This is a genomic window from Smaragdicoccus niigatensis DSM 44881 = NBRC 103563 (genome assembly GCF_000380645.1).
GTDB classification, from domain to species: Bacteria; Actinomycetota; Actinomycetes; order Mycobacteriales; family Mycobacteriaceae; genus Smaragdicoccus; species Smaragdicoccus niigatensis.
This window is the reverse complement of record NZ_AQXZ01000008.1, coordinates 71010-93181: the sequence shown is the minus strand read 5'-3', so window position 1 is coordinate 93181 and position 22172 is coordinate 71010. Positions and strand designations below refer to the sequence as shown.

20 protein-coding genes are annotated in these 22172 nt (G+C 64.6%); 10 read left to right on the top strand and 10 right to left on the bottom strand.

The window, feature by feature from the left end; all coding sequences use genetic code 11:
* Positions 1-17: 17 nt before the first annotated feature.
* Together F600_RS29975 and F600_RS0101965 are read right to left on the bottom strand one after the other, a co-directional pair.
* Positions 18-683, bottom strand: a complete 666-nt coding sequence (locus F600_RS29975) for a lysophospholipid acyltransferase family protein (protein WP_018158902.1) — start codon at positions 681-683, stop codon at positions 18-20.
* 142 nt (positions 684-825) lie between these two features.
* Entirely contained in the window at positions 826-1410 is a 585-nt protein-coding gene (locus tag F600_RS0101965) for a hypothetical protein (protein WP_060934603.1), read from the bottom strand.
* 260 nt (positions 1411-1670) lie between these two features.
* Between F600_RS0101965 and F600_RS0101960 the strand changes: the two genes are divergently transcribed.
* Positions 1671-2021 carry a hypothetical protein gene (locus F600_RS0101960; protein ID WP_018158900.1) on the top strand — a complete coding sequence of 117 codons (351 nt, stop codon included), beginning with the start codon at positions 1671-1673 and terminating at the stop codon, positions 2019-2021.
* A 19-nt stretch (positions 2022-2040) separates the two neighbouring features.
* Here the strand turns inward: F600_RS0101960 and ychF are convergent, their stop codons facing one another.
* Genes ychF through F600_RS0101945 form a run of 3 tightly spaced genes read right to left on the bottom strand, consistent with a single transcriptional unit; the run spans position 2041 to position 7267 of the window.
* Entirely contained in the window at positions 2041-3126 is a 1086-nt protein-coding gene (ychF, locus tag F600_RS0101955; protein WP_018158899.1) for a redox-regulated ATPase YchF, read from the bottom strand.
* A 20-nt stretch (positions 3127-3146) separates the two neighbouring features.
* Positions 3147-6116, bottom strand: coding sequence for an AAA family ATPase (locus tag F600_RS0101950; protein ID WP_018158898.1), 2970 nt, complete (start codon positions 6114-6116; stop codon positions 3147-3149).
* Positions 6113-7267: an exonuclease SbcCD subunit D gene (locus tag F600_RS0101945; RefSeq protein ID WP_018158897.1), complete on the bottom strand. Its 1155-nt coding sequence runs from the start codon at positions 7265-7267 to the stop codon at positions 6113-6115. Before F600_RS0101945 ends, F600_RS0101950 begins: the two co-directional genes overlap by 4 nt.
* A 137-nt stretch (positions 7268-7404) precedes the next feature.
* Here F600_RS0101945 and F600_RS0101940 point away from each other — a divergent pair, with 137 nt between their 5' ends.
* The 4 genes from F600_RS0101940 to F600_RS29970 are packed head-to-tail and all read left to right on the top strand — an operon-like array spanning position 7405 to position 11931.
* The gene (locus F600_RS0101940; protein WP_018158896.1) at positions 7405-9603 is read left to right on the top strand and encodes an MMPL family transporter; all 2199 of its coding nucleotides are present in this window, start codon (positions 7405-7407) and stop codon (positions 9601-9603) included.
* A 4-nt stretch (positions 9604-9607) separates the two neighbouring features.
* The gene (locus F600_RS0101935) at positions 9608-9892 is read left to right on the top strand and encodes a YciI family protein (protein WP_018158895.1); all 285 of its coding nucleotides are present in this window, start codon (positions 9608-9610) and stop codon (positions 9890-9892) included.
* Between the two features lie 55 nt (positions 9893-9947).
* A complete protein-coding gene (locus F600_RS0101930) occupies positions 9948-11111 on the top strand; it encodes a DNA recombination protein RmuC (protein ID WP_018158894.1) in 1164 nt (387 codons plus the stop codon).
* 25 nt (positions 11112-11136) lie between these two features.
* Positions 11137-11931: a DUF6542 domain-containing protein gene (locus F600_RS29970; protein ID WP_156024359.1), complete on the top strand. Its 795-nt coding sequence runs from the start codon at positions 11137-11139 to the stop codon at positions 11929-11931.
* A 25-nt stretch (positions 11932-11956) separates the two neighbouring features.
* Here F600_RS29970 and F600_RS0101920 read toward each other — a convergent pair whose 3' ends face one another.
* Complete coding sequence (locus F600_RS0101920; RefSeq protein ID WP_018158892.1) at positions 11957-12961, bottom strand: 4-hydroxy-3-methylbut-2-enyl diphosphate reductase; 1005 nt, start codon at positions 12959-12961, stop codon at positions 11957-11959.
* Between F600_RS0101920 and F600_RS0101915 the strand changes: the two genes are divergently transcribed.
* The 3 genes from F600_RS0101915 to F600_RS0101905 are packed head-to-tail and all read left to right on the top strand — an operon-like array spanning position 12960 to position 15137.
* Positions 12960-13652 (top strand): lipid droplet-associated protein, encoded by a 693-nt coding sequence (locus F600_RS0101915; protein ID WP_018158891.1) that lies wholly within the window; start codon positions 12960-12962, stop codon positions 13650-13652. The two genes, F600_RS0101920 and F600_RS0101915, sit on opposite strands and share 2 nt — an antisense overlap.
* Positions 13653-13662: 10 nt before the next feature.
* Complete coding sequence (xseA, locus tag F600_RS0101910; protein WP_018158890.1) at positions 13663-14910, top strand: exodeoxyribonuclease VII large subunit; 1248 nt, start codon at positions 13663-13665, stop codon at positions 14908-14910.
* Positions 14907-15137: an exodeoxyribonuclease VII small subunit gene (locus tag F600_RS0101905; RefSeq protein WP_018158889.1), complete on the top strand. Its 231-nt coding sequence runs from the start codon at positions 14907-14909 to the stop codon at positions 15135-15137. The genes xseA and F600_RS0101905 overlap by 4 nt, the downstream gene beginning before the upstream one ends.
* A 3-nt stretch (positions 15138-15140) precedes the next feature.
* Here the strand turns inward: F600_RS0101905 and F600_RS0101900 are convergent, their stop codons facing one another.
* A complete protein-coding gene (locus F600_RS0101900) occupies positions 15141-15707 on the bottom strand; it encodes a DUF4245 domain-containing protein (protein ID WP_245541452.1) in 567 nt (188 codons plus the stop codon).
* A gap of 140 nt (positions 15708-15847) precedes the next feature.
* Here F600_RS0101900 and glpX point away from each other — a divergent pair, with 140 nt between their 5' ends.
* Positions 15848-16885, top strand: a complete 1038-nt coding sequence (glpX, locus tag F600_RS0101895; RefSeq protein ID WP_018158887.1) for a class II fructose-bisphosphatase — start codon at positions 15848-15850, stop codon at positions 16883-16885.
* Between the two features lie 3 nt (positions 16886-16888).
* On the opposite strand, the gene F600_RS0101890 is transcribed toward glpX, so the two are convergent.
* Positions 16889-19057, bottom strand: a complete 2169-nt coding sequence (locus tag F600_RS0101890) for an EAL domain-containing protein (protein WP_156024358.1) — start codon at positions 19055-19057, stop codon at positions 16889-16891.
* A 117-nt stretch (positions 19058-19174) separates the two neighbouring features.
* Between F600_RS0101890 and F600_RS0101885 the strand changes: the two genes are divergently transcribed.
* Positions 19175-20563 carry a class II fumarate hydratase gene (locus F600_RS0101885; protein ID WP_026306066.1) on the top strand — a complete coding sequence of 463 codons (1389 nt, stop codon included), beginning with the start codon at positions 19175-19177 and terminating at the stop codon, positions 20561-20563.
* Here F600_RS0101885 and F600_RS0101880 read toward each other — a convergent pair.
* Together F600_RS0101880 and F600_RS26425 are read right to left on the bottom strand one after the other, a co-directional pair.
* A complete protein-coding gene (locus F600_RS0101880) occupies positions 20560-21417 on the bottom strand; it encodes an acyl-ACP desaturase (protein ID WP_018158884.1) in 858 nt (285 codons plus the stop codon). The two genes, F600_RS0101885 and F600_RS0101880, sit on opposite strands and share 4 nt — an antisense overlap.
* A gap of 111 nt (positions 21418-21528) precedes the next feature.
* Positions 21529-22074: an LGFP repeat-containing protein gene (locus F600_RS26425; protein ID WP_018158883.1), complete on the bottom strand. Its 546-nt coding sequence runs from the start codon at positions 22072-22074 to the stop codon at positions 21529-21531.
* Positions 22075-22172 lie beyond the last annotated feature (98 nt).

Genomic DNA, 22172 nt, shown 5'->3' with positions numbered 1-22172 from the left:
TGGTCACCCGGTCGCGCTCATTCACAATCACCGTTGAGGGCCTTCACCAATGCCGAAGTCGCCGCGACTTCTTCCCCTGGAACGACCGTGATAGGCGCTCCGACAGTGAGCACCCAGCGCGAGACAAACGGAATCGGAAGAGGCTTTTCGTCCCATCCCCCAAGGTTCCAGCAACGTTTCACCTGGAAGCGAAGGGGGACGAGCGGCAGTCCGGTCGCAACCGCGGTGAGAACTGCGCCGGGGCGCACTCGACGTCGAGGACCGGCAGGACCGTCTGGCATCAACATCGTGTTTTCCCCACGGCGGACCCCGGCGATCATTGCCTCGAGCGCCTCCCGTCCCCCGGTACCGCTGGAACCCAGATAAAGCGTTTCGACGCCATCCCAGCGAGCCGCCAGATGGACTGGCCGCATGTACCAATAGGGATGGTTCAGCCAGCCCTGACCCCGCCAATCGCCTAGCGAGATCCAACTGAGCCACACGTGCTCGTGCCACAGCACCCACACGTAACGTTGCGTTTCAAGATGCTCTTTGCCGACAACGGTGAACCGACAGGTCCAGCGGGCGAGACGGATGTAGCTCCACATCAGCGCGGCGACGAAGTACGAGATCGGCACGTACACGGGCAACCACCGCTTGGGGACGTTGTCGACGCGGTACCAACTCTTCCACGACGAATTCAACTGCCCTCCCTAAGCGGTTTGACTGGGCTCGCCGCGAGTATCCAGACCGGAGTTCGCCAAAGCGAGCGATGGTTTCCCTGACCGGCCGCAGCCAACCATTTCTGCAACCTACTTGCTCACAGTGAACCGCAATTCGGCGACATCAAAGTTCGCGATGCGGTAGGCCGTACGTCGTGCGATAAGCGTTGAGGATTGTCGCAAGCGGCTCGGGGTCGCCAAAACCGGACGGGATTTCTAGGTACTCGCGCTTGCCAGGCCGGCGAGTCAGGCACTCGACGTAACGGATTTTCACTCCCGGGTTGTATTCACCAGCGGGAATCCAACGAGTCTTGGGTTTGAACGTCCCTAATTCTGACCACGCGTAGGTTCTTCTCCGCGACGGATGGAGTTCCACGGTCAGCCCAAGCTCATCGAGATCAATGGACGGTAGGAATCCCCGCAGCCGCGGAATCGCCGCGAGCCAGCATCCGAGTGCAGCGGCGGCGACCATGAGTCCAAAACCAAGAACAAGCCAACGAGATTCGTCGGCGAGGACCAAGACCGCGCAACCCGCAAGAAATACCGCCGCGGCGGTGAACAGGACAGCGCCGACGAGCAAGACGAATGCCGAATTCTCGCAGGCGATCCAAGTGACGGGCACAAGAGAAGCCCGGACATCGGCGACCTGGAGGCGGCAGATCCTGCCCGCTTCAGTTCGCCTCAGCTGGTTGACTTCCCGCAGGTTCACGCATTTACCCTAGGCGCGTCGCGGCCCAATCAAGTGACAGGCGGCCATTGCCCCGGCTAGTGGTCGCCGCCGGATGAGGGACCGCAGCATCGCCATTGCCTGACTGTTGGACCCCGGATCTAGTCGCGCAACCCGCGTTGGCGGCTCGATCTACTTCCTGACCTACTTGCTCACATTGAAGCGGAACTCGACGACTGAGCGCCTGCCCGTTTGAGAGCAAACTCGCGCTCGGCGGCAGCCGCTTCAATAACGTTTGTCCCGTGTGGGCCGGTATTGCATTCGCCGCGGCGGTGGTTGTTGCGATCACTGCGACTCGGGTCAAGATCGCGCGCGATCGAGCGCGTCGCTCGCAGGCAGGACTCACCGGAACCGACCTCGATCCACCGAGCCGAACTGCGTGGCTTCTGGCGTTTATCTTTCCCGGCATGTTCGGAATCGGATCTTCGATCGCCTCAGTCCATGCTGCCGTCGATCATCACACCGGCAATGCCCTGTTCTTTGGCTCGGTCGGAGCCCTCTGCATCTACGGGATTTTCCGAATCTGGCAAAAGCGTGGACGGTACAGCTGGGCAGACCTCAGCGAAGCCTGGAAACCAGACGGCGGTGGATAGATCCGCACAACTTCGTCGCCTACTTGCTCACATTGAAACGGAACTCGACCACGTCACCATCGGACATGACGTAGTCCTTGCCTTCCATCCGGACCTTGCCCGCGGCCTTGGCGGCAGCCATTGTGCCGGCCGCGTCGAGGTCCTTGAAGGCAACGACCTCGGCCTTGATGAAGCCCTTTTCGAAGTCGGTGTGGATGACGCCGGCAGCCTTGGGGGCGGTGTCGCCCTGGTGGATCGTCCAGGCGCGAGATTCCTTCGGACCGGCCGTCAGGTAGGTCTGGAGACCGAGCGTGTGGAAGCCGGCCTTGGCGAGGGCGTGGAGGCCAGGCTCGGTCTGACCGATCGATTCGAGCAGCTCAAGGGCACTCTCGTCGTCGAGTTCCTGAAGCTCGGCTTCGATCTTCGCGTCGAGGAACACCGCGTCGGCGGGCGCGACGGCTTCGCGCAACTTCTGCACCTGGGCGTCGTCAGTGAGCACCGACTCGTCGGCGTTGAAGACGTACAGGAACGGCTTTGCGGTGAGCAGATGCAGCTCGCGGACGTACTCCGGATCGATGGACTTGCCGGCAGAAAACAGCGTCTTTCCGCTGTTGAGAAGCTCCTGGGCCTCCACTGCCGCATCGAAGTACGGCTTGCGGTCCTTCTTGACCTTGGCTTCCTTCTCCAGACGTGGTACTGCCTTCTCCAGAGTCTGAAGGTCAGCCAGGATCAGCTCGGTCGCGATCGTCTCGATGTCGGCGAAGGCGTCGACTCGGCCGTCGACGTGCACGACATCGTCATCGACGAAAACCCGCACGACCTGGCAGATCGCGTCCGCCTCACGGATGGTTGCGAGGAACTTGTTGCCCAGCCCGGCACCCTCGGACGCGCCCTTCACGATTCCGGCGATGTCGACGAACGACACGGTCGCAGGCAGAATCCGCTCCGACGAGAAGATCTCCGCGAGACGGTTCAGACGAGAGTCCGGAAGCGGAACAACACCGACGTTCGGCTCGATCGTGGCGAACGGATAGTTGGCGGCGAGGACGTTGTTCTTGGTCAGTGCGTTGAACAATGTCGACTTTCCGACGTTCGGTAGACCGACGATTCCGAGGGTGAGGCTCACGAGGTCAGAAGTCTACCCGCTCAACTGACCTGTACTTCCAGCCGAGAACCCAGGTGACCACGCACAACGTGCAGCCGCGCGGGAATCCGTTGCCGCATCTCCTCCACGTGACTGACCACGCCGATGATCCGACCACCTTCACGAAGATCGTCGATGACACCCATGACCGACTCCAGCGATTCGCCGTCCAGCGAGCCGAACCCCTCGTCGATGAAGAGGGTGTCGAGCATGGTGCCGCCCGACTCGTTGGCCACAACATCGGCCAGGCCGAGCGCACAGGACAGCGACGCCATGAACTTCTCCCCGCCAGACAGGGTTTTCACCGACCGGACCTGGTCGTTGTAGAGGTCACGAACGTCAAGGCCGAGTCCGCCGAGTGTTCCGCGAGGGCCTGCAGCATCGCTGTGAACGAACTCGTACCGACCACCCGACATCCGCCGCAGCCGCATCGACGCCTCGGCCGCGACCTCCTCCAGTCGCGCGGCGAGGACGTAGGACCGCAACGAGATCTTGCGCTGGTTCTGCCCGCGCCCGGCGACGAGATCGGCGATGCCGGCAAGTTCGTTGTGCCGTTCGCGTTTGGGCGCGATCTTGCTGTCCGCTGCCCAGAGGTCGACGACGAGTCGTTCCAGCTTCGCGACCTCGTCCTTAGCCGCCGAGAGCCTCGCTGCCGTCGCCTCGGCGTCGGCCGTCGCCGCGCGCAGAACCGCAGTGACCGCCAAAACGTCGACGGGTTTGTCCGCGTCTGGAGCGGTCTCCTCGAGAACGGCCTCGGCACGAACCCGTCGATCGTCGACCGCACGCAAGCCACTCTCGAGCCGCTTGATCTGTGTATCTCCGCGGACCGCCTGCCGTGCGGACTCGGCGGTCTCGAATCCGGCGTCCAGCGCCGCGCGGCCCACCCTGGCTTCGAGCTCGCGAACCGCCTCGGCGGCGGTGGCCGACGAGTTGAGTGCGTCGCGCAGCCGTCCCGCCGTCGTTACGAGGCTCGACAGTCGATCGCGGCGCGCGACCGGCGAAATGTCGGACCGACAGACATCACCGATTGCGGCCCGACGTCGCTCGAGGTCCTCGTCAACGGAAGCAATCTGTTGGGTCAGGACGGCGGACCGCTTCTCGGCCTCGCGGATCTCCTCGTCGAGGCTGGACTGCTGGGCCTGCAATCGAACAATCGTCGACCGCAATGCTTCAATTCGGGCAGTAGCAGCGCGAGCGGCATCGAGCTTGGCGACAAGGTCGACGTGGCGAGTGGTCAGAGTGCTCACCGGCTCGTCGTTCGAGACGACCAGCAACCGGTCGGCCTCACGGCGAGCTTCTGCGAGCCGCTCCTGATCGAGTTCCTTGAGGTCAGCGGCCCGCTGCTCCGCAGCCCGGGCCTTCGCCTCGTCATCCTTGGTTGCGCCGGAACCGCCCGGAACCGCCGGGGCGGGATGCTCGACAGATCCACAGACCTCGCAGGGCTCGCCAGCGACCAACGCTCCCGCCAATTCGACCGCCATCGAGTTGAGACGACGCTCGCGAACATCGACGAGGTTCTCCCGGGCAGACACGTGCGCGGAGCGACTCGCGATCGCGGCTGCCTCGGCAGATTGCACGGCGCGACGCTGCTGCACGAGCGCCTTCGCGGCGTCGAGCTGGTTCCGGCATTCGCGCGCCGAAACCATCAACGCGTCGAGTCCGGCGGCGAGGTCGGAATCAACGCTGAGCTCGCCGTCGACTTCGGCGATCTGCGTTGGGAGCACCGCACGTTGCTCCGTCAGCGCAGCGAGCCTGACGCCGACGGATTCGAGTTCTGTCCCCGCCCGCTGACGTGCCGATTCGGTCGCAGCCAGCTCCTCGACCTGCGGAATGATCGCGTCGAGCAGACCGATTTCGGCGTTCCAGGTCCCGATCGCCTGATCGACCGCCGAGACCCGCTCCCCCGCTTCGAGGGATTGCAGAATCGCAGCTAGGTCGGCGCCGTCAGCATCCGACTCGAGCGCGACCGCGCAGCTACCGACTTGTTTCTCCGCACCGGATTTCCGGACCTGAGCAGACACCAGCTGCGCATCGAGAACAGCGACCTCGGCGCTGCGCCGGGCACCTTCGAGCTCGGACACCCAGGTCAGGTAGGTGTCGTGTTGCGCTTGCAGCTCAGCCATCGCCGCCGACGCCTGTTCGCGCCTCATCAGGCGTGCCGCCAATGCCTCTTCGTCGGCCACTCGCTTGTGTGCTTCGGTCCGCTCACGACTCCGGAGCTCGTATTCTGCACGTCCCTGTTCGACGCGAAGCCGCGCACATTCCAGCAGGTCGGTGGCCCATTCGACATGTCCGTCCGCGGGCAGGTCCGCGGCCGTCGCTCCCTTGATTTCCGAAACGAGACGGTCCCGAGCCTGGCTCAATGTCTCGAGCTCATCGGCACTCTTTCGCCGCTGCTCGGCCAGCCACTCCTCCGCCGCCTTGAACCGACCGGTGTCGAAGAGGCGCTCGAGCAGCTTCTCGCGCTCGTCATTAGCCGCCACGAGGAACTTCGCGAACTCGCCCTGCGGAAGCATCACCACCTGGAAGAACTGTTCAGCGCTCATCCCGAGCAGACGGTTGACCTCATCGCCGACCTCGGTGTGCCGCGTCAGGTTGTTGCCTTTGCCGTCGAGCCAGGTCAGGGTGACCGCCGCGTTGACCTTCGTCTCGCCGGCACCACGACGCTTGGGCCGGAGGTACTCAGGGCTCCGGATCAGACGGAGGCGACGACCGCCGACCGTCGCTTCGAGCTCGACGCGAGGAACGACCGCCGCCTCGGCGTAATCGCAACGGAGGCGGTTCTCCTTCCCCCGCACACCGGGCACACGGCCGTAGAGAGCAAAAGCGATCGCGTCGAGAATCGTCGTCTTACCTGAGCCCGTCGCTCCATGGAGAAGGAACAACCCGTCCGTCGAAAGCTGCTCGAAATCCACGTCGACGGTCGCCGCGAACGGCCCGAACGCGGTGATCGACAGCTTGTGCAACCTCATGCCGACTTGGCCACCCCCGTCGGCTCGACCTGACGATCGTCCTGTGCGAGCGCACTTTCGAGCCAGGCAACTTCGCCAATCGTCGGTTCACTTCGCACGTCGGCCACAAACCCGCGCGCGATATCGAGGTCCGTCCGTCCCTTGACCCTTCGCCGATAGTCGAGAGCCTGCATGGCCTGCTGGTTCACGAGGTCGAGGTGGACGGCAAAGGGAAAGCGCGCCTTCAGCTTCCGCATTGCCTCCGCAGGGCGCACCGCGTCCGTGAGCAGGACGGAGATGTAGTGGTCCTCATATGTAGCAAAGGACGGATCGGTGAGCAGTTCCTCGAGAGACGCCGTGAGGGTCGACAGTCCGCGGATGATCGGCAAGTCGTGTCGTTCCACGTTCGACAGGCCCTGTGCGTCGAGATCGACGACCCAGACGGCCTTCCGATGGGAGGTCTCCGCGAAGGAATACGGCAGCACAGACCCCGAGTACCGGACGTTCTCGGCGATCGTCTGCGGCGAGTGCAGATGTCCGAGGGCGACATAGTCGACGCCGGCGAACACCCCGGCCGGCACGGTTTCGACTCCCCCGACCGAGATCGATCGCTCGGATTCCGAGGGCTCACCGCCGACGACGAACGCATGCGCGACGACCACTGTGCGCGCGCCATCTCGAGACTCGATGTCGGCACGGATCTGACCCATCGCCGCAGTCAGCACCGATTCGTGCGAGTTGCCGCACGCCAAGCCATGCCGGGTCACCTCGGGTTCGAGGTACGGAATGCCGTAGATCAAAACCGGGCCATGCTCGTCGACGAGCTCAACCGGCTGGGCGATCTGCTTCAGGTCCGTGCGCAGGTGCAGCCCGCCCGCGGCAGCGAAGGACGATCCCGCACCGAGCCGCGGGGCCGAGTCGTGATTGCCGGACGAAACGACGAGCTGGGCACCCGCGGCCCGGATTGCCTCGAGCCCGGCCATGCAGGTCGACACCGCGTCGGCACTCGGAATCGCGCGGTCGTACACATCACCGGCGAGCACGACGACGTCGACGCCGGTCTCGGTGACCAGGTCAGCAATGGCAAGAAGTGCAGCGAGCTGGTCAGCCAGGAGATCGACACCATGAAACGTTCGGCCAATGTGCCAATCGGAGGTGTGCAGGATCCGCATGTCGCAGACGCTACGACTGCCCTCTGACAAGTTGCGGTAACCGCGCCGGGGCGTGAGATGCGCGGGGCGCGCTCAGGGTCATATCAGGGAAATACCGGATGGCGTTTGCGCCAGATTTGCCGGTATTAGTGGAAGTTATGAATCGACAGGTAGCCGGTTGGATCACGCATAGGTGGACGAAGTGGGCGATTCTCGCCTTCGCTCTCGTCTTCATCGGTGCGATCGGGTCCTTCGGCGCGCAGCTGACCAGTGTCCAGAAGAACGACATCGCCTCCTGGCTTCCGGGAGACGCCGAGTCGACTCAAGCCCTCGCCAAGACCAAGGGGTTCTCCGACCCCAACAACATCCCGGCGATCATCGTCTTCACTCGTGACTCCGGCATCACCGGTGCCGACATCCAGGCGATCACCGAAGACATCCAGAAGATCAAGGGCGTCGACGGCATCACCAACGTGACGACCGCGGGACTTGCGGGACTTCCCGAAGACAAGATCGACCTGTGGATTCCGTACATGCCGTCGCTGACGGGCGCTGACCTCGCCCGATTCACCTCACCGGACGGCCAGGCGGTCCAGGTCATCGCGATGACCCACATGTCCAGCGAGGGCTGGGAGAAGCTGCCCGGCATCGTCACCGACCTGCGGAAGATCGTCGATGCCGACACCGGCGGACTGAAGGCCTCCATCGCCGGACCTGCTGCACAGGGTGCGGACCAGGCCGAAGCCTTCGGCGGAATCGACGGCGTTCTGTTGTTCAGCGCCGTCGGCGTGGTCATCGTCATGCTGTTGCTCACCTACCGCAGCCCCGTGCTGTGGCTCATTCCGCTGTTCTGTGGCGTGGCGAGCGTGATGACGGCGCAAGGTGTCGTGTACCTGCTGGCCAAGTACGGCGACCTGACCGTGAATGGTCAGAGTGCCGGCATTCTGAGCGTCCTGGTCCTGGGTGCGGGTATCGACTACGCACTGCTGCTCGTCGCTCGCTACCGCGAGGAACTCCACCGCTACGCCGACCGTCACGAAGCCATGGCGCACGCACTGCACCGCGCAGCGCCCGCGATCATCGCCAGCGGCGCGACCGTGGTCATCGGTCTGTTGTGCCTCACCTTCGCGCAGATGAACTCGACAGCGGGACTCGGGCCCGTCGCGGCGGCCGGCATCGTCGTCGCCCTGCTGATGATGCTCATTCTTCTGCCGGTCCTGCTGGTGATCTGCGGTCGCTGGGTGTTCTGGCCGTTCATCCCGCGTCTGGGAACCCCGACGCAGACGTCGAAGGGCTTCTGGGCACGAACTGGAACCGTCCTCGCCAAGCGTCCGCGCGCGGTGTGGGTCGGCACCACCGCCGTGCTTCTGGTCGTCAGCTTCGGAATGCTGCAGCTCAACGCCAACGGCCTGAGCAACAAGGACATGTTCACCAGCGAACAGCCGTCGATCGCTGCCGAGGAGGTGCTGGCCAAGCACTTCCCGGGTGGCGAGGGTTCGCCGGTGGCAGTCGTGGCCAATGCGAGTGCGACCGATGAGGTCGTCAGCACCCTCGCCCGCGTCCCCGGAATCGACGCAGCCAGCGTCAAGCCGATGGGTTCGAAGGACGGGATCGTCTACGTCGAAGCCACGCTGACCGATTCTCCGGACTCGAAGGCCGCGTTCGCGACCGTCGACCGCGCCCGCGACGCGATGCACAAACTGCAGGGCGCGAATGCGCTCGTCGGCGGACAGACGGCCATCAACAAGGACGTCCAGGATGCCTCGGCGGCCGACAACCGGCTGATCATCCCGATCGTTCTCGTGGTCGTCCTGCTGATCCTGATGGCGCTCCTGCGCGCGGTCGTCGCACCGCTGATTCTGTTGGGCACAGTGGTGTTGTCATTCGGCGCCGCGCTCGGCATCAGTGCGTTGGTGTTCCGGCACGTGTTCGATTTCGCCGGCGCGGACTCGTCGTTCCCGCTGTTCGCCTTCGTGTTCCTCGTCGCCCTCGGCATCGACTACAACATCTTCCTGATGACTCGAGTTCGCGAGGAGACGTTGCGGGTCGGCACCCGAAAGGGCGCATTGATCGGCCTGGCCGCCACCGGTGGTGTCATCACCTCAGCGGGTCTGGTCCTCGCGGGCACGTTCGCCGCCCTGGCGACCCTGCCGATCGTGTTCCTCGCCGAGGTCGGCTTCGCGGTCGCGTTGGGTGTTCTGCTCGACACCCTGATCGTCCGGTCGGTTCTCGTCACGGCGCTGAACCTCGACATCGGCCGGTACATGTGGTGGCCGTCGAAGCTGGCCCACAAGCGGGACATCGAGGTCGAACAGCGGAAGGTGGACCCAGACGACGAACTGGTGCCCGTAGGCTGACGCAATGCCAATCTTCGCTGTTCAGTACACCTACACCGAGGCCACGATCCCGGCGCGGGATGCTCACCGGCCGGCACACCGCACCTACCTGCGGGAGTTGGTGGACGCCGGGATCAACCTCTCGTCCGGGGCGTACCCGGACGGGACCGGTGCACTACTTCTGTTCCGCGCGGAAAGTGCGGACGCTCTCCGCGAGCTTCTCAGCAAGGATGTCTTTGCCACCGAGAACCTCATCGAGCGCACTGAGATCCACGAATGGGTTCCGGTGATGGGCGCGTTCAGCGAATAGGCAGGTCAGAGCACATCTGCGCTACTTGTCAGAGGTATGAGGCAGCATCGAGGTCATGACGATCTCGGTGCTGCTTCTCTTTGTTCTGGCGCTCGGCCTCGGCTTCGCGCTGGGCTGGGCGGTGCAGTCTGCCCGCATGCAGCGACGGACCGCCGAGGCCGAGGCACGTTTGGCGGCGTTGAGCGGAAGTCAGGGGCTCGTCGAGTCCTCCTTGGCGCTGGCGAGTGAGGATTCGGCGAAGCGCCACGCCGGCGCCCTCAGCGACGAGATCTCACGCATCGTCGACCCGCTTCGCGACAGCGTTCTCGCGCTCGCCGAACACGTCGAGCAGGTCGAGGCGGACCGACTCCGGGCCTATGCCGGCCTCTCCTCGACCGTCGATGGCATGCACCGGACGTCTCAGCAACTCGCCGCGCAGACCAGCCAGCTGGTGTCGGCACTTCGCGCCCCCACGGTCCGCGGCCGCTGGGGCGAGGTGCAGTTGCAGCGAGTCGTCGAACTAGCCGGCATGAAGCAGCACTGCGACTTCGATCTCCAGCACAGCGGCGACGGCGTCCGGCCGGACATGGTCATTCACCTCGCGGGCGGGCGTCACATCGTCGTGGATGCGAAGGTCCCGTTCAGCGCATACCTCGACTCGATGCAGACTGCGGACTCCAGCGAGCAGCAGGTTCAACTGCGCAAACACGCCAAGCAGGTCCGGGCACATGTCGACACTCTCGCGGCGAAGGCCTACTGGGATTCGTTTCCCACCAGCCCGGAGTTCGTCGTCCTGTTCCTGCCGGGCGACGTCTTCCTGGACTCGGCGCTCGCCGCAGACGCCGCGCTGCTCGAGTATGCCTTCAGCAACAAGGTCGTCCTCGCAACGCCGACCACGCTCATGACGATGCTCCGCACGGTCGCGCTCACCTGGCGCCAAGATGCGATCTCGCGCGACGCGGCGAAGATTCAACAGCTCGGACGCGAGCTGTACAACCGGATCAAGACGGCCGGAGCGCACCTCGATCGCGCCGGCGTACAACTCGCCAAATCGGTGGAGTCCTTCAACCAAGCCGTGGCGTCGATCGAGACACGCGTCATGGTCACCGCGCGAAAGCTCAACGAGCTCCAGCATTTCGACGAGGACGGTCCGGAGCTATCGACCGTCGACGTGCGCCCACGTTCGGTTTTGTGGGACGAAAGCTCCACGACAACCGGCCTCGCCACGACGGAATTCTGAATTTGAGCAGCTAGGGTGGCCTTCTGTGGAGCGTTTACGTCGCGCCGAAGGCTTTGATCCGGCGACAAACCAGCCTGCGCGCAGCACAGTGCCGCTCGAGTACCGCTCGATCGTGGCCGCACGCCGAGGCGTCGCCGCGCCCGTCGCGGTTCTGATCGCCCTCGGTTTCACTGGAGTCGGTATCGGTGTCGACGCCCTCCTGGGCAACGAGCTCACCGCAACCTTCTCGGCCTTGTACTTTCTCGGCTGTGTGGCGGCAGTACTTGCCGTTCGTCACCGCGGACTGTTCACTGCGGCGGTGCAGCCGCCGCTGATCATGGCGGCTTCGGTGCCGGTCGCGGCCGTCGTGGTTTCGGGCAGCTCTCCGAGTTCGCTCAAGGACATGCTCCTCAACGTCGCGATCCCCATGGTCGACCGATTCCCCGTGATGCTTGCGGCCTCGATCGTTGTGCTCGTGCTGGCTGTCTTCCGCTGGATGACCGGCCGGGTGGCCAAGCCGTCACTGCCGGAAGACCGTCGCCCGACTCGGGAACCGCGCGTCAGCCGGCGTACGCCACCGCCTGCCCCGGACCCGACGTTCCGCACGAATTCGCGCGCACCACGACCGGACGTTCAGTCCGATACCGCCTACCGCCAGCCGACCGACCAGACTCGCGCGCGACTCGAAGCACGCCGTGCCCGGGCGAACGAGCCGGTTCGCGAGACCCGGCGTCAGCCCCGCCGGCAGTGGGGAACTCCGGCGCTGGCCACGCCAAACCGCATCAACGATGCGCCGGCACACCCCGGACGGCTTCGCTACCGCGATGAGCCGCGTGGCTGATGTACGCCGTAGTGCGGCGCCGGCGCTACTTGCGCGCGGCGCGCAGTTCGCGCGGCAGGGAGAAGACCAGCGACTCCGTCGCCGTCGTGACCGGCTGCACCTGTCCGAAGCCGAATCCTGCGAGCAGTTCGATAACGCCCTGGACCAGCACTTCCGGAACCGACGCACCCGACGTGAGACCAACGGTGGACACACCCTCGAGCCACTGAGGATCGACCTCGCGGGCATAGTCCACGAGCTTGGCAGCACGCGCGCCGGCTCCGAGCGCGACCTCGACGAGGCGAACCGAGTTCGACGAGTTGCGCGAACCGACGACGATGACCAGATCACAGTGCGGCGCCATGGCCTTCACGGCCACCTGGCGGTTCTGGGTCGCGTAGCAGATGTCGTCGCTCGGCGGGTCCTGCAGCAGCGGGAATCGCTCGCGCAGTCGGTTTACCGTCTCCATCGTCTCGTCGACGCTCAGCGTCGTCTGCGACAACCAGATCAACTTCGATTCATCGCGAACGGTGATCTTGTCGACCGCGTCGGGACCATCGACGATCTGCACGTGGTTCGGGGCCTCACCAGCGGTTCCCTCGACCTCCTCGTGCCCCTCATGGCCGATGAGCAGAATGTCGAAGTCATCGCGAGCGAAGCGCTTCGCCTCCTGGTGCACCTTCGTCACCAGCGGGCACGTCGCGTCGATCGTTCGAAGATGGCGCTGCTCGGCCGACTCGTGAACGGCCGGCGAGACGCCGTGCGCCGAGAAGATCAGCAGCGAACCCTCGGGGACCTCGTCCGTCTCGTCGACGAAGATGACGCCCCGGTCGGTCAGCGTTTCCACGACATGCCGGTTGTGCACGATCTCTTTGCGCACGTAGATGGGCGCACCATGCTTCTCGAGAGCCTTCTCGACGGTCTCGACCGCTCGGTCGACACCCGCACAGTAGCCACGCGGCTCGGCGAGCAGAATTCGCTTCGCCTGGCCCGTCGCTCCAACCACAGCCGAACCCGACATTCCGACACTGAGGGGAACCGCACCAGTCATGACAACCAGCGTAACGGTCAAGCCGCGGCATGAGTCGACCGCCGGCAACGCCAACTCCAGGAACGGAGAGATCGTGTCCATCGACAGGCCCTACCCACTGTCGCTGATTCCGAGCAATGTATTGGGCATGATTCGCCCGCCTTACGCTGCCCGGGTCGCCGTCGGTGCTGCTGTCTACGCGTTCGAGGAGTCCGTCAAGATCCCGTCGCGGCTGATCGCGCTGCCGATGAGCGTCGTCAGCCAGCTCATCCAAACCGGTGTCCAGGTACAGCATTTCGTGCACGGCCTGGCGATGAAGGGCGACGAACTGTTCGTCACGCTCGGTCTGGACCCGGCCGAGGAAACACCGGAGTGGGCGCGATTCGACGAGGACGAGATCACGCTCGACCCCGTCGAGGAGAGTTCGGCTCCGGCATCCGGCCGCTTCGCCCTGTACTCGACCCCGGTCGAGTCGACCACGGCGAAAGAGACTGTCGTCACCCCGATCCTCGAGCCCGCTCCGACCGAGGTTCCGGCCGTTGCCGACGAGATCGACTACTCGTCGCTGACGCTCGCGCAGCTCCGCGCTCGTCTGAAGGGCCTGACGCTCGACGACGTCACCGCGTTGCTCACCTACGAGACCGCCACCCGGGCCCGCGTCGGCTTCTCCACGATGCTGACGGAGCGGATCACCGCACTGGGATCCAAGTAACCTCCACGGTGTGACCGCAGCGTCTACCCAGGCCAATTCGAACTCTGCCGAGAATCCCTGGCCGGTTCGATCCGTCGCGACGAAGGTCGCCGACTGGATCAACCGGTTGGGGACGGTGTGGGTCGAGGGCCAGATCACCCAGATCAACCTCCGCCCCGGCACCCGCACGGCATTTCTGGTCTTGCGCGACCCGTCGGTTGACATGTCGTTGCAGGTCACGTGCACTGCCGACCTGCTTCGCAACGCCCCCGTGCCGCTCACTGAAGGCAGCCGGGTCATCGTTCTCGGAAAGCTTCAGTTCTTCGTCGGTCGCGGCAGCGTATCGCTGCGCATCACCGAAATTCGCGCCGTCGGGATCGGCGAACTGCTCGCTCGCATTGAGCGCCTGCGCCAACTGCTCGCCGCTGAAGGCCTCTTTGATCCTCGGTTGAAGCGGCCACTACCGTTCCTGCCGAAGCGGGTCGGCCTCATCACCGGGCGGGCCAGCGCCGCCGAGCACGACGTCCTCGAAGTCTCGCGAAAGCGTTGGCCCGAAGTTCAATTCGAGGTTCGAAATACCGCAGTCCAAGGCCCGACCGCGGTTTCGCAGATCCTCGAAGCCCTCGCCGAACTCGACGAAGACCCGAATGTCGACGTCATCATCCTCGCGCGCGGCGGCGGCAGCGTCGAAGATCTGCTCCCCTTCTCCGACGAAACCCTGTGCCGCGCCATCTCCCGCGCGACCACGCCGATCGTCAGTGCCATCGGGCACGAGCCGGACAACCCGCTCTCCGATCACGTCGCCGACTTGCGCGCCGCCACCCCGACGGACGCGGCCAAACGCGTCGTACCCGACGTCGCCGCAGAGCGCGATCTCGTCGCTGACCTGCGCGAACGCGCCGCACAAGCACTACGGGCGTGGGTTCAGCGCGAGTTCCGGAGCCTGGAGCAGATCCGCAGCCGACCGGTTCTCGACCGCCCCCTCGACATGCTGTTCGCTCGACACGACGAAGTCGAACGATTGATCACCGCCGCGCGACGAGACGTGGAGCGCTTCGTCACCCGGGAAGAAACCACGATCAGTCACCTGCGGAGAAGCCTGACGGCACTGGGTCCATCGGCGACCCTTGCGCGGGGCTACGCGATCGTTCTCAAGGGCGAACACGTCGTCCGAACCGTGGACGAAGCCCCTACTGGCACCGAACTTCGCATCCGACTGCAAGATGGGTCGATTCGCTCCATAGTGACGGAGCCCACAGACGATACGGTGGAATCGTGACCGCGTCGAAGCATGCCCTTCCTGTAGATATCGCCGACCTCGGCTATGAGGCCGCTCGCGAAGAGCTCGTGGAAGTGGTGCGCAAACTCGAACAAGGCGGTCTCGACCTCGACACGTCGATCGCTCTGTGGGAGCGCGGCGAAGCGCTTGCCCGTCGCTGCGAACAGCACCTTGCCGGTGCGCGTTCGCGCATCGAAGCCGCGCTGGCTCAGCGCGACGCCGGCTAAGACCTACTTGGGCAGCGGTTTCGCTGCCTTCATCGCTTTCGCCAAGGCCTCGAACTCAGCGGGGTCAGCCGTGCCGCGCAGCGAGATCCGTACGTCGCCGAAGTCCGCGATCCACACCGGTTCGCCGTTGTCGCCGGGATAGACGATCCACGAAACACCGTCGACGTTCTGAATTCCGCTGCTCGGCGACGTCGGCGCCTGCAGTTTGACCAGCGCCTCTTCGGTCGCCGAGGTCTGCGTCACCTGAATGAAGCGCTTCCCGGTGGTCACGTAGCCGACGGTCGTGGCCGGGCCACCGCCCTGGCCGGGGATCGCATTCTTGTTGCCCGAGTTGGGCACCCATCCGTCCGGAACAGCCGGAATACGCACGGGGAAGGCGAGGTTCGCAGCGTCTTCTTTGAGACCGGCCTCGGCGTCGAATCGGTGCACGGGTCCGATGGTCGGACCACCAGGACTGAACGAGCATTGTCCGGCGAGCCCGGCGATCACCAAGCACATCAGCGCGAGTCCGATCACTGCCCAGAGCATGTCTTTGGCGCCGGCGAAGATCCGCGCATTTTGTCCAGCCACGCCATAAGTATCCAGATTGTTCGCACACCCCCCTCACGTGCCTCACAAAGTAAGCGGGATTATGAGGAGGTTCTGGAAAGATACTCTTCCGGCGCGGGTGGACGTCCGCGCCCGAAGATCGATTGCAGGAGGCCACACGCATGACCGCTTCTTCGGCTGACAGCCGTGAGACCCCTGACCGCAACCTTGCGCTCGAGCTGGTTCGTGTCACCGAAGCCGGTGCGCTCGCCGCGGGCCGCTGGGTTGGTCGCGGCCAGAAGGAAAGCGGTGACGGCGCGGCGGTGGACGCCATGCGCTACATGGTCTCGACGGTGACCATGAAGGGCATCGTGGTGATCGGCGAGGGCGAGAAGGACGAAGCCCCGATGCTCTACAACGGCGAGCTCGTCGGAAACGGCGAGGGCGCCGAGTGCGACTTCGCCGTCGACCCGGTCGACGGCACCACGCTGATGTCGAAGGGCCTCCCGAACGCGATCTCGGTCCTCGCGGTTTCCGAGCGCGGCACGATGTTCGACCCCTCCGCGGTGTTCTACATGCACAAGCTGGCGGTTGGTCAGGAAGCTGCCGACGTCGTCGACATCGAAGCCGGCGTCGCCGAGAACATCCGTCGTGTCGCGAAGGCGAAGAACCTCGGCATCTCCGACATCACCGCGACCGTTCTCGACCGCCCGCGGCACGTCGACCTCATCAACGAGATCCGCGCGACCGGCGCCCGCATCAAGCTCATCTCCGACGGTGACGTCGCCGGCGCGATCGCGACTGCACGCCCCGACTCTGGTGTCGACATCCTGTTCGGTATCGGTGGCACCCCGGAGGGCATCATCGCCGCAGCCGCGATGCGCTGCCTCGGCGGTGAGCTGCAGGGCAAGCTCGCTCCCAAGGACGACGCGGAGCGCGAAAAGGCCCTCGCTGCGGGTCACGACCTCGACCGCGTGCTGCGCACCAAGGACCTCGTGTCCGGCGAGAACGTATTCTTCTGCGCAACCGGAGTCACCGACGGTGATCTCCTGCGCGGTGTCCGCTACCAGGGCGGCGGCGCGACCACGCAGTCGATCGTCATGCGGTCGAAGTCCGGCACGGTTCGCATCATCGACGGCTACCACCGACTGACGAAGCTGCGTGAATACTCGGCTGTCGACTTCACCGGCGTCGACGGCGCAATTCCGCCGCTGCCGTAAAGGCTAGGAGACGATCGATTCGAGCGGCATCGGGCGGGAGATATGGAACCCCTGCCCGAAGTCGCAGCCGAGCTTGCGTGTGATCGCATATGCCTGCTCGGACTCGATGCCTTCGGCGATGACCGCGAGGCCGAAGGCATGCGCCAGCCGCGTGATCGAGGCCAGGACGAGTTCGGCTCGGACGTCGTTCTCGATGCCCTGGGTGAAGCTGCGGTCGATCTTGACCCCGTTGATCGGCATCTCGGCGAGCCGAGCGATCGACGAGTAGCCCGTCCCGAAGTCGTCGATGACGATGCTCACGCCTCGGGCGGCCAAGCGCTGCAGCGTCGCGAGGGCGTGGTCGAACTGCTCCATGAAGCCGGACTCGGTCACTTCGATGATGATTCTCGACGGGTCGACACCATGGCGTTCGAGCGCCGCGTCGACGTGTGCCGCGGTGTTCGGGTCGCCCAGCTGAATCGCCGAGACGTTGATGCTCAGTCGCACTTCGTCCGAGATGGTGCACAAGCGGACCGCATCCCGAATCGCCAGATCGAGAACCGTCACCCCGAGCGGCACGATGAGTCCGGTCTCTTCGGCGAGCGGGATGAACTCCGCCGGGCCGAGCCGTCCCAGCTTCGGATGGTTCCAGCGGACGAGCGCCTCGAAGCCCGCGAGAGCACCGTTACCCAGCCGCTCGACCTGCTGGTACTCCATCATGAGCTCGCCACGGTCGATCGCTCGGCGAAGTTCGTTCTCCCGCGTCACCCGACGCACAATGCGATCGCGCAGTTTCTTGTCGAAGAACTCCCAGCGCGATCCGCCGCGTTCTTTGGCCGCGTACATCGCCGCATCGGCGTCGCGAATGAGTCCGGAGGCGTCAGCCTGTTCCTCGCTGAACGCGATGCCGATCGACGCGGTGAGAAAGTGCTCTCGACCGTTGACGAGGAGTGGTTTCGCAAACGCCGACGCAAGGCGTTGCGCCAGTTTGGCAGCGCCGTCACGGTCTGAATCGGTCTGGGCGACGGTGAACTCGTCACCACCGAACCGCGCCAGCAACGCCTCGTCCCCCACGACGTCCGCGAGGCGCTCGGCGACCGCAGCGAGAACCTCATCGCCCGAGGGGTGCCCGATGCTGTCGTTGATCCACTTGAAGCGGTCGAGATCGAGGAACATGACCGCAACCGACTTGGGCGATTCGCCGAGCATTGTGTTGAGCCGGTTCAAGAACACCGCACGCGTCGGGAGTCCGGTGAGCGCATCACGTTCGGCCGCCGTGCGCAGCAAGCGGTCGGACTCGGCACGCTGGATCGTCAGCGACGCGAGACCTGCTGCCGCGCTGATCGTCTTGAGCTCGGCGTCGTCCGGGGTATGCGGCACCCGTCGATACAGTGCGAAAGTCCCGAGCAGACGGTTGTCGCTGTCGTAGAGCGGACTCGACCACACCGCCCGGAGATCGTGCGACTTCACGATATCGAGGAAGCCGGCGGTTCGGGGATCGGTCAGGGCGTCGTCGATGATCGTGAGTTCGCCGGTCGCCGCGGCGGTGCCGCAGGCACCCACCCCGTCCGCGATCGCGAGCCCCGAGAGCGCCGCACTCACCTCACTCGGCATCGAGGGCGCCGCTGCAACGTAAAGCACCTGGGAGTTCTCGTCGGGAACCATGACAGTGCAGATTGTGCCGGGATACCGCTCCTCGACATCTCGGCACAGTTCGACCAGTGTCTGGTCCCGCGCTGCGCCGCGTGCGATGCGATCCAATACGCGCTGGTAGGTGGCCAGGTCATCAGTCGCCTGACGCTCTTGCCGAACCTGGCTCGACGAAAACCGCAACGCGTCGTCGAAGGGACGCCTCTCCGTGACATCCCGCATGGAGACGATGTAAGTGGACGGTTCGTCGGCTGCCGTGGCCACTGATACATCAACCGGGACGTCCGACCCATCCGGGCGACGTAGCAGCAGCACACCATCGAGACCACTTGGGGCGTCCGGCGCAGCCGCCTCGAAGTGCTCATGGAGAGCAGCAAGTCGGTGTCCGTATTCTGGCGGCAGCACCTTGGCCAGCGAACCTCCGACAAGATCCGCCTTGGCGAATCCGGTCAGCTTCTCCGCGGCCGAGTTGACGAGCATGACAATGCCATTCGGATCGACCGCGACAATTGCCGTCGGTGCGTTATCGAATACCGCGCTCATCCAATTGAGCTGATGCGCAAAGTCGTTCAACGCCGCACCGCTCGCGGGACATCGATTCTTCGCACCCTTCCCATTATCGACGGTGGACCCGGATTCCAAGGGCGTAGCGTCGGATTCATGACTGAATACCGCATCGAACACGACACGATGGGCGAGGTCCGCGTTCCGGTTGAGGCCCTGTGGCGGGCACAGACACAGCGGGCAGTCGACAATTTTCCGATCAGTGGGCGGGGTCTCGAACGGGCCCAGATCCGAGCGCTCGGACTCCTGAAAGCTGCTTGCGCGCAGGTGAATCGGGACCTCGGTCTGCTTTCCGCGGAAAAAGCGGATGCGATCGTCGCCGCCGCATCGGAAATCGCGGAAGGTCGCCACGACGATCAATTCCCGATCGACGTCTTCCAGACCGGTTCCGGCACAAGTTCGAACATGAACGCGAACGAGGTCATCGCATCGATCGCGGCGAACAACGGCGCGAAAGTGCACCCGAACGACGACGTCAACATGTCCCAGTCGTCGAATGACACGTTCCCCACCGCAACCCACGTCGCGGCCACTGAAGCCGTCGTCAAAGACCTCATTCCAGCGCTCCGGCATCTCCACGAAGCCCTCGCTGCAAAGTCCGTGGAATGGCGTTCGACAGTAAAGTCCGGACGTACACACCTGATGGACGCCGTACCGGTCACGCTCGGTCAGGAATTCGGCGGTTACGCCCGCCAGATCGCGGCAGGCGTCGAACGGATCGAGGCGACACTCCCCCGCCTCGGCGAACTCCCGATCGGCGGCACCGCCGTCGGAACCGGCCTCAATGCACCGGCCGGATTCGGCCCGAAGGTCGTCGCCGAACTGGTGAAGGCAACGGGAGTCGAACAACTTCGACCGGCCGTCGACAGTTTCGAAGCCCAGGCTGCTCGCGATGGACTCGTCGAGGCGTCGGGCGCCCTGCGGACCATCGCGGTGTCGCTGACGAAGATCGCGAACGATATCCGATGGATGGGTTCGGGTCCGCTGACCGGCCTCGCGGAGATTCAACTCCCGGATCTGCAGCCCGGTAGCTCGATCATGCCGGGCAAGGTCAATCCAGTTCTGCCCGAGGCCGTCACTCAGGTCGCGGCACAGGTCGTCGGAAATGACGCGGCGATCGCGTGGGGCGGAGCCGCGGGCGCGTTCGAGCTCAACGTCTACATTCCGGTGATGGCGCGAAACCTGCTCGAATCGATTCGGTTACTCGCCAACGTCTCTCGGCTGTTCGCCGACAAATGCGTCAGCGGACTCGTCGCCAACACCGACCACCTGCGCACTCTGGCGGAGTCGTCGCCGTCGATCGTGACGCCGCTCAACTCCGCCATCGGTTACGAGGAAGCGGCCGCCGTCGCCAAGCAAGCGCTCAAAGAGCACAAGACGATCCGCCAGACCGTGATCGACCGCGGGCTCATCGGCGACAAGCTGTCGGAAGCCGAATTGGACAAGCGACTGGACGTGCTACGAATGGCGGGCGTCGAAAACTAGTTCTTGATGAAGTCCGCGAGTTCGTCGCGCGCCAACTCGCCCGCCGGCCCCAGGTCGGTGCGAGTGAAGATTTCCCACTTGTTGAGGAGCGGCGTGAACACCTGCTCGACTTCATCGAGCGGGTCATAGATACCGGCGGCCGCGAGCGAAACGCGACTGTCGGTGCCGCGCAACATGATCGATGGCTCGGTGTAGTCGGCGACGCGCGCGGAGATGGCGCGGACCGTGCGGTCCGGAGAGACATCAAGCGCGGCCGTGACGAAATCCCCCCACACCGCGCGGTGCGATTCGCCGTCCTCTGCGAGGCGGTCACAAATCGCCGCGACTTCGTCGTTCTCGACCAGAAGCGCGGTGTTGCGGTGCCGAATCATCGCGGACGTCGACTCGAAGGCACATTGGGTGAAGATCTCGGGGATCGACAGTTCCGGACGGCGAACACCGGCGGTCATGTGCTCCATCCGCAGTCGCTCGAGCTCGACCGGGTCGACCGCCCGCGTCACCATGAGGTAGTTGCGGAGAACGATTGCGTGGCGTGCTTCTTCTGCGGTCCACCGGTTGATCCAGGTCCACAATGACCCCGATCGGATGAGCTTCGCCAACTCACGGTGATACGACGGCACGTTGTCCGAAATGAGCACGCCGACGGTCAGCGCGAGCGTGCCGAGCTCGCCCAGCGTCGACTGGTCGGGAGTCCAATCCTGTCCACCGAGGAACTGGAAATTGCGGCCCTCGTTCCACGGGACAAGATCTTGCGGCTGCCATGGCTCTGCGGCTTCGACGTGCCGGGAGAGGATCCGCGCCGCTGCGGCTTCCAACCCTTCGAGCATCTCTTTGTCTTCACGCGTGTTTGCCACACTCAAACCGTAGATAGACAACTGGGTCGAGTTCGTGAGGACACGCGTGTGGCCTGCACATTTATGCAGGCCACACACCCCGCGAAGCACGCTGCGGACGCAGCAAAAGATCTAGTTCCGATGGAATACCGGTGCGCCGCCGGACCAATCGATCGAGCCGTGCTGGAACGTCTGGGAGTAGACGTTTCCATCCTTCTTCTCGTCCGCGGTCGGATAGCCCAGGGAGCTGCTCATCCCACCGTCCCCTTCCCACGCCGAGCGGATCTTGCCCCAGACGATCTGCGCATCCGTCGCGTTGCTGTCGCAGATGAGGCCGCCCACGAACTCCTGACACGCGCCGCCCGGCCCGGAGGTCGGCGAACCGATTGGCGCGCCGAGGTCGCCGTCGGGGCCGCCGGCGTCCTTGTACTTGGCCAGGGTGTCACCTTGGACCGTCACATCCTCGCCGTCCGGCGACTTGAATTGCTCACTACTACCGGATGATTCGTCGCCATTGAGGGCCGATCCGGCCTTGGATGACGCGGTTGCCACCCCAGACTTCGCCGATGCCGTCATCTCACCGACGCTCGGTGAATTGTCTCCACACCCGGCCGTCAGAAACCCCGCCGCCGCGAGCGCCGCCATGATTCCAGCGGTCCGCTTCGTTGCCGTTCGCATCCTTACCCCTTCGGTAAACGCCACGGCGCCGGTGCGAACCGGCGCCGTGGCTTGAGCCGTATGGGTTGTTGGTTTCCCAGGGGATGCGAGCCGAAACC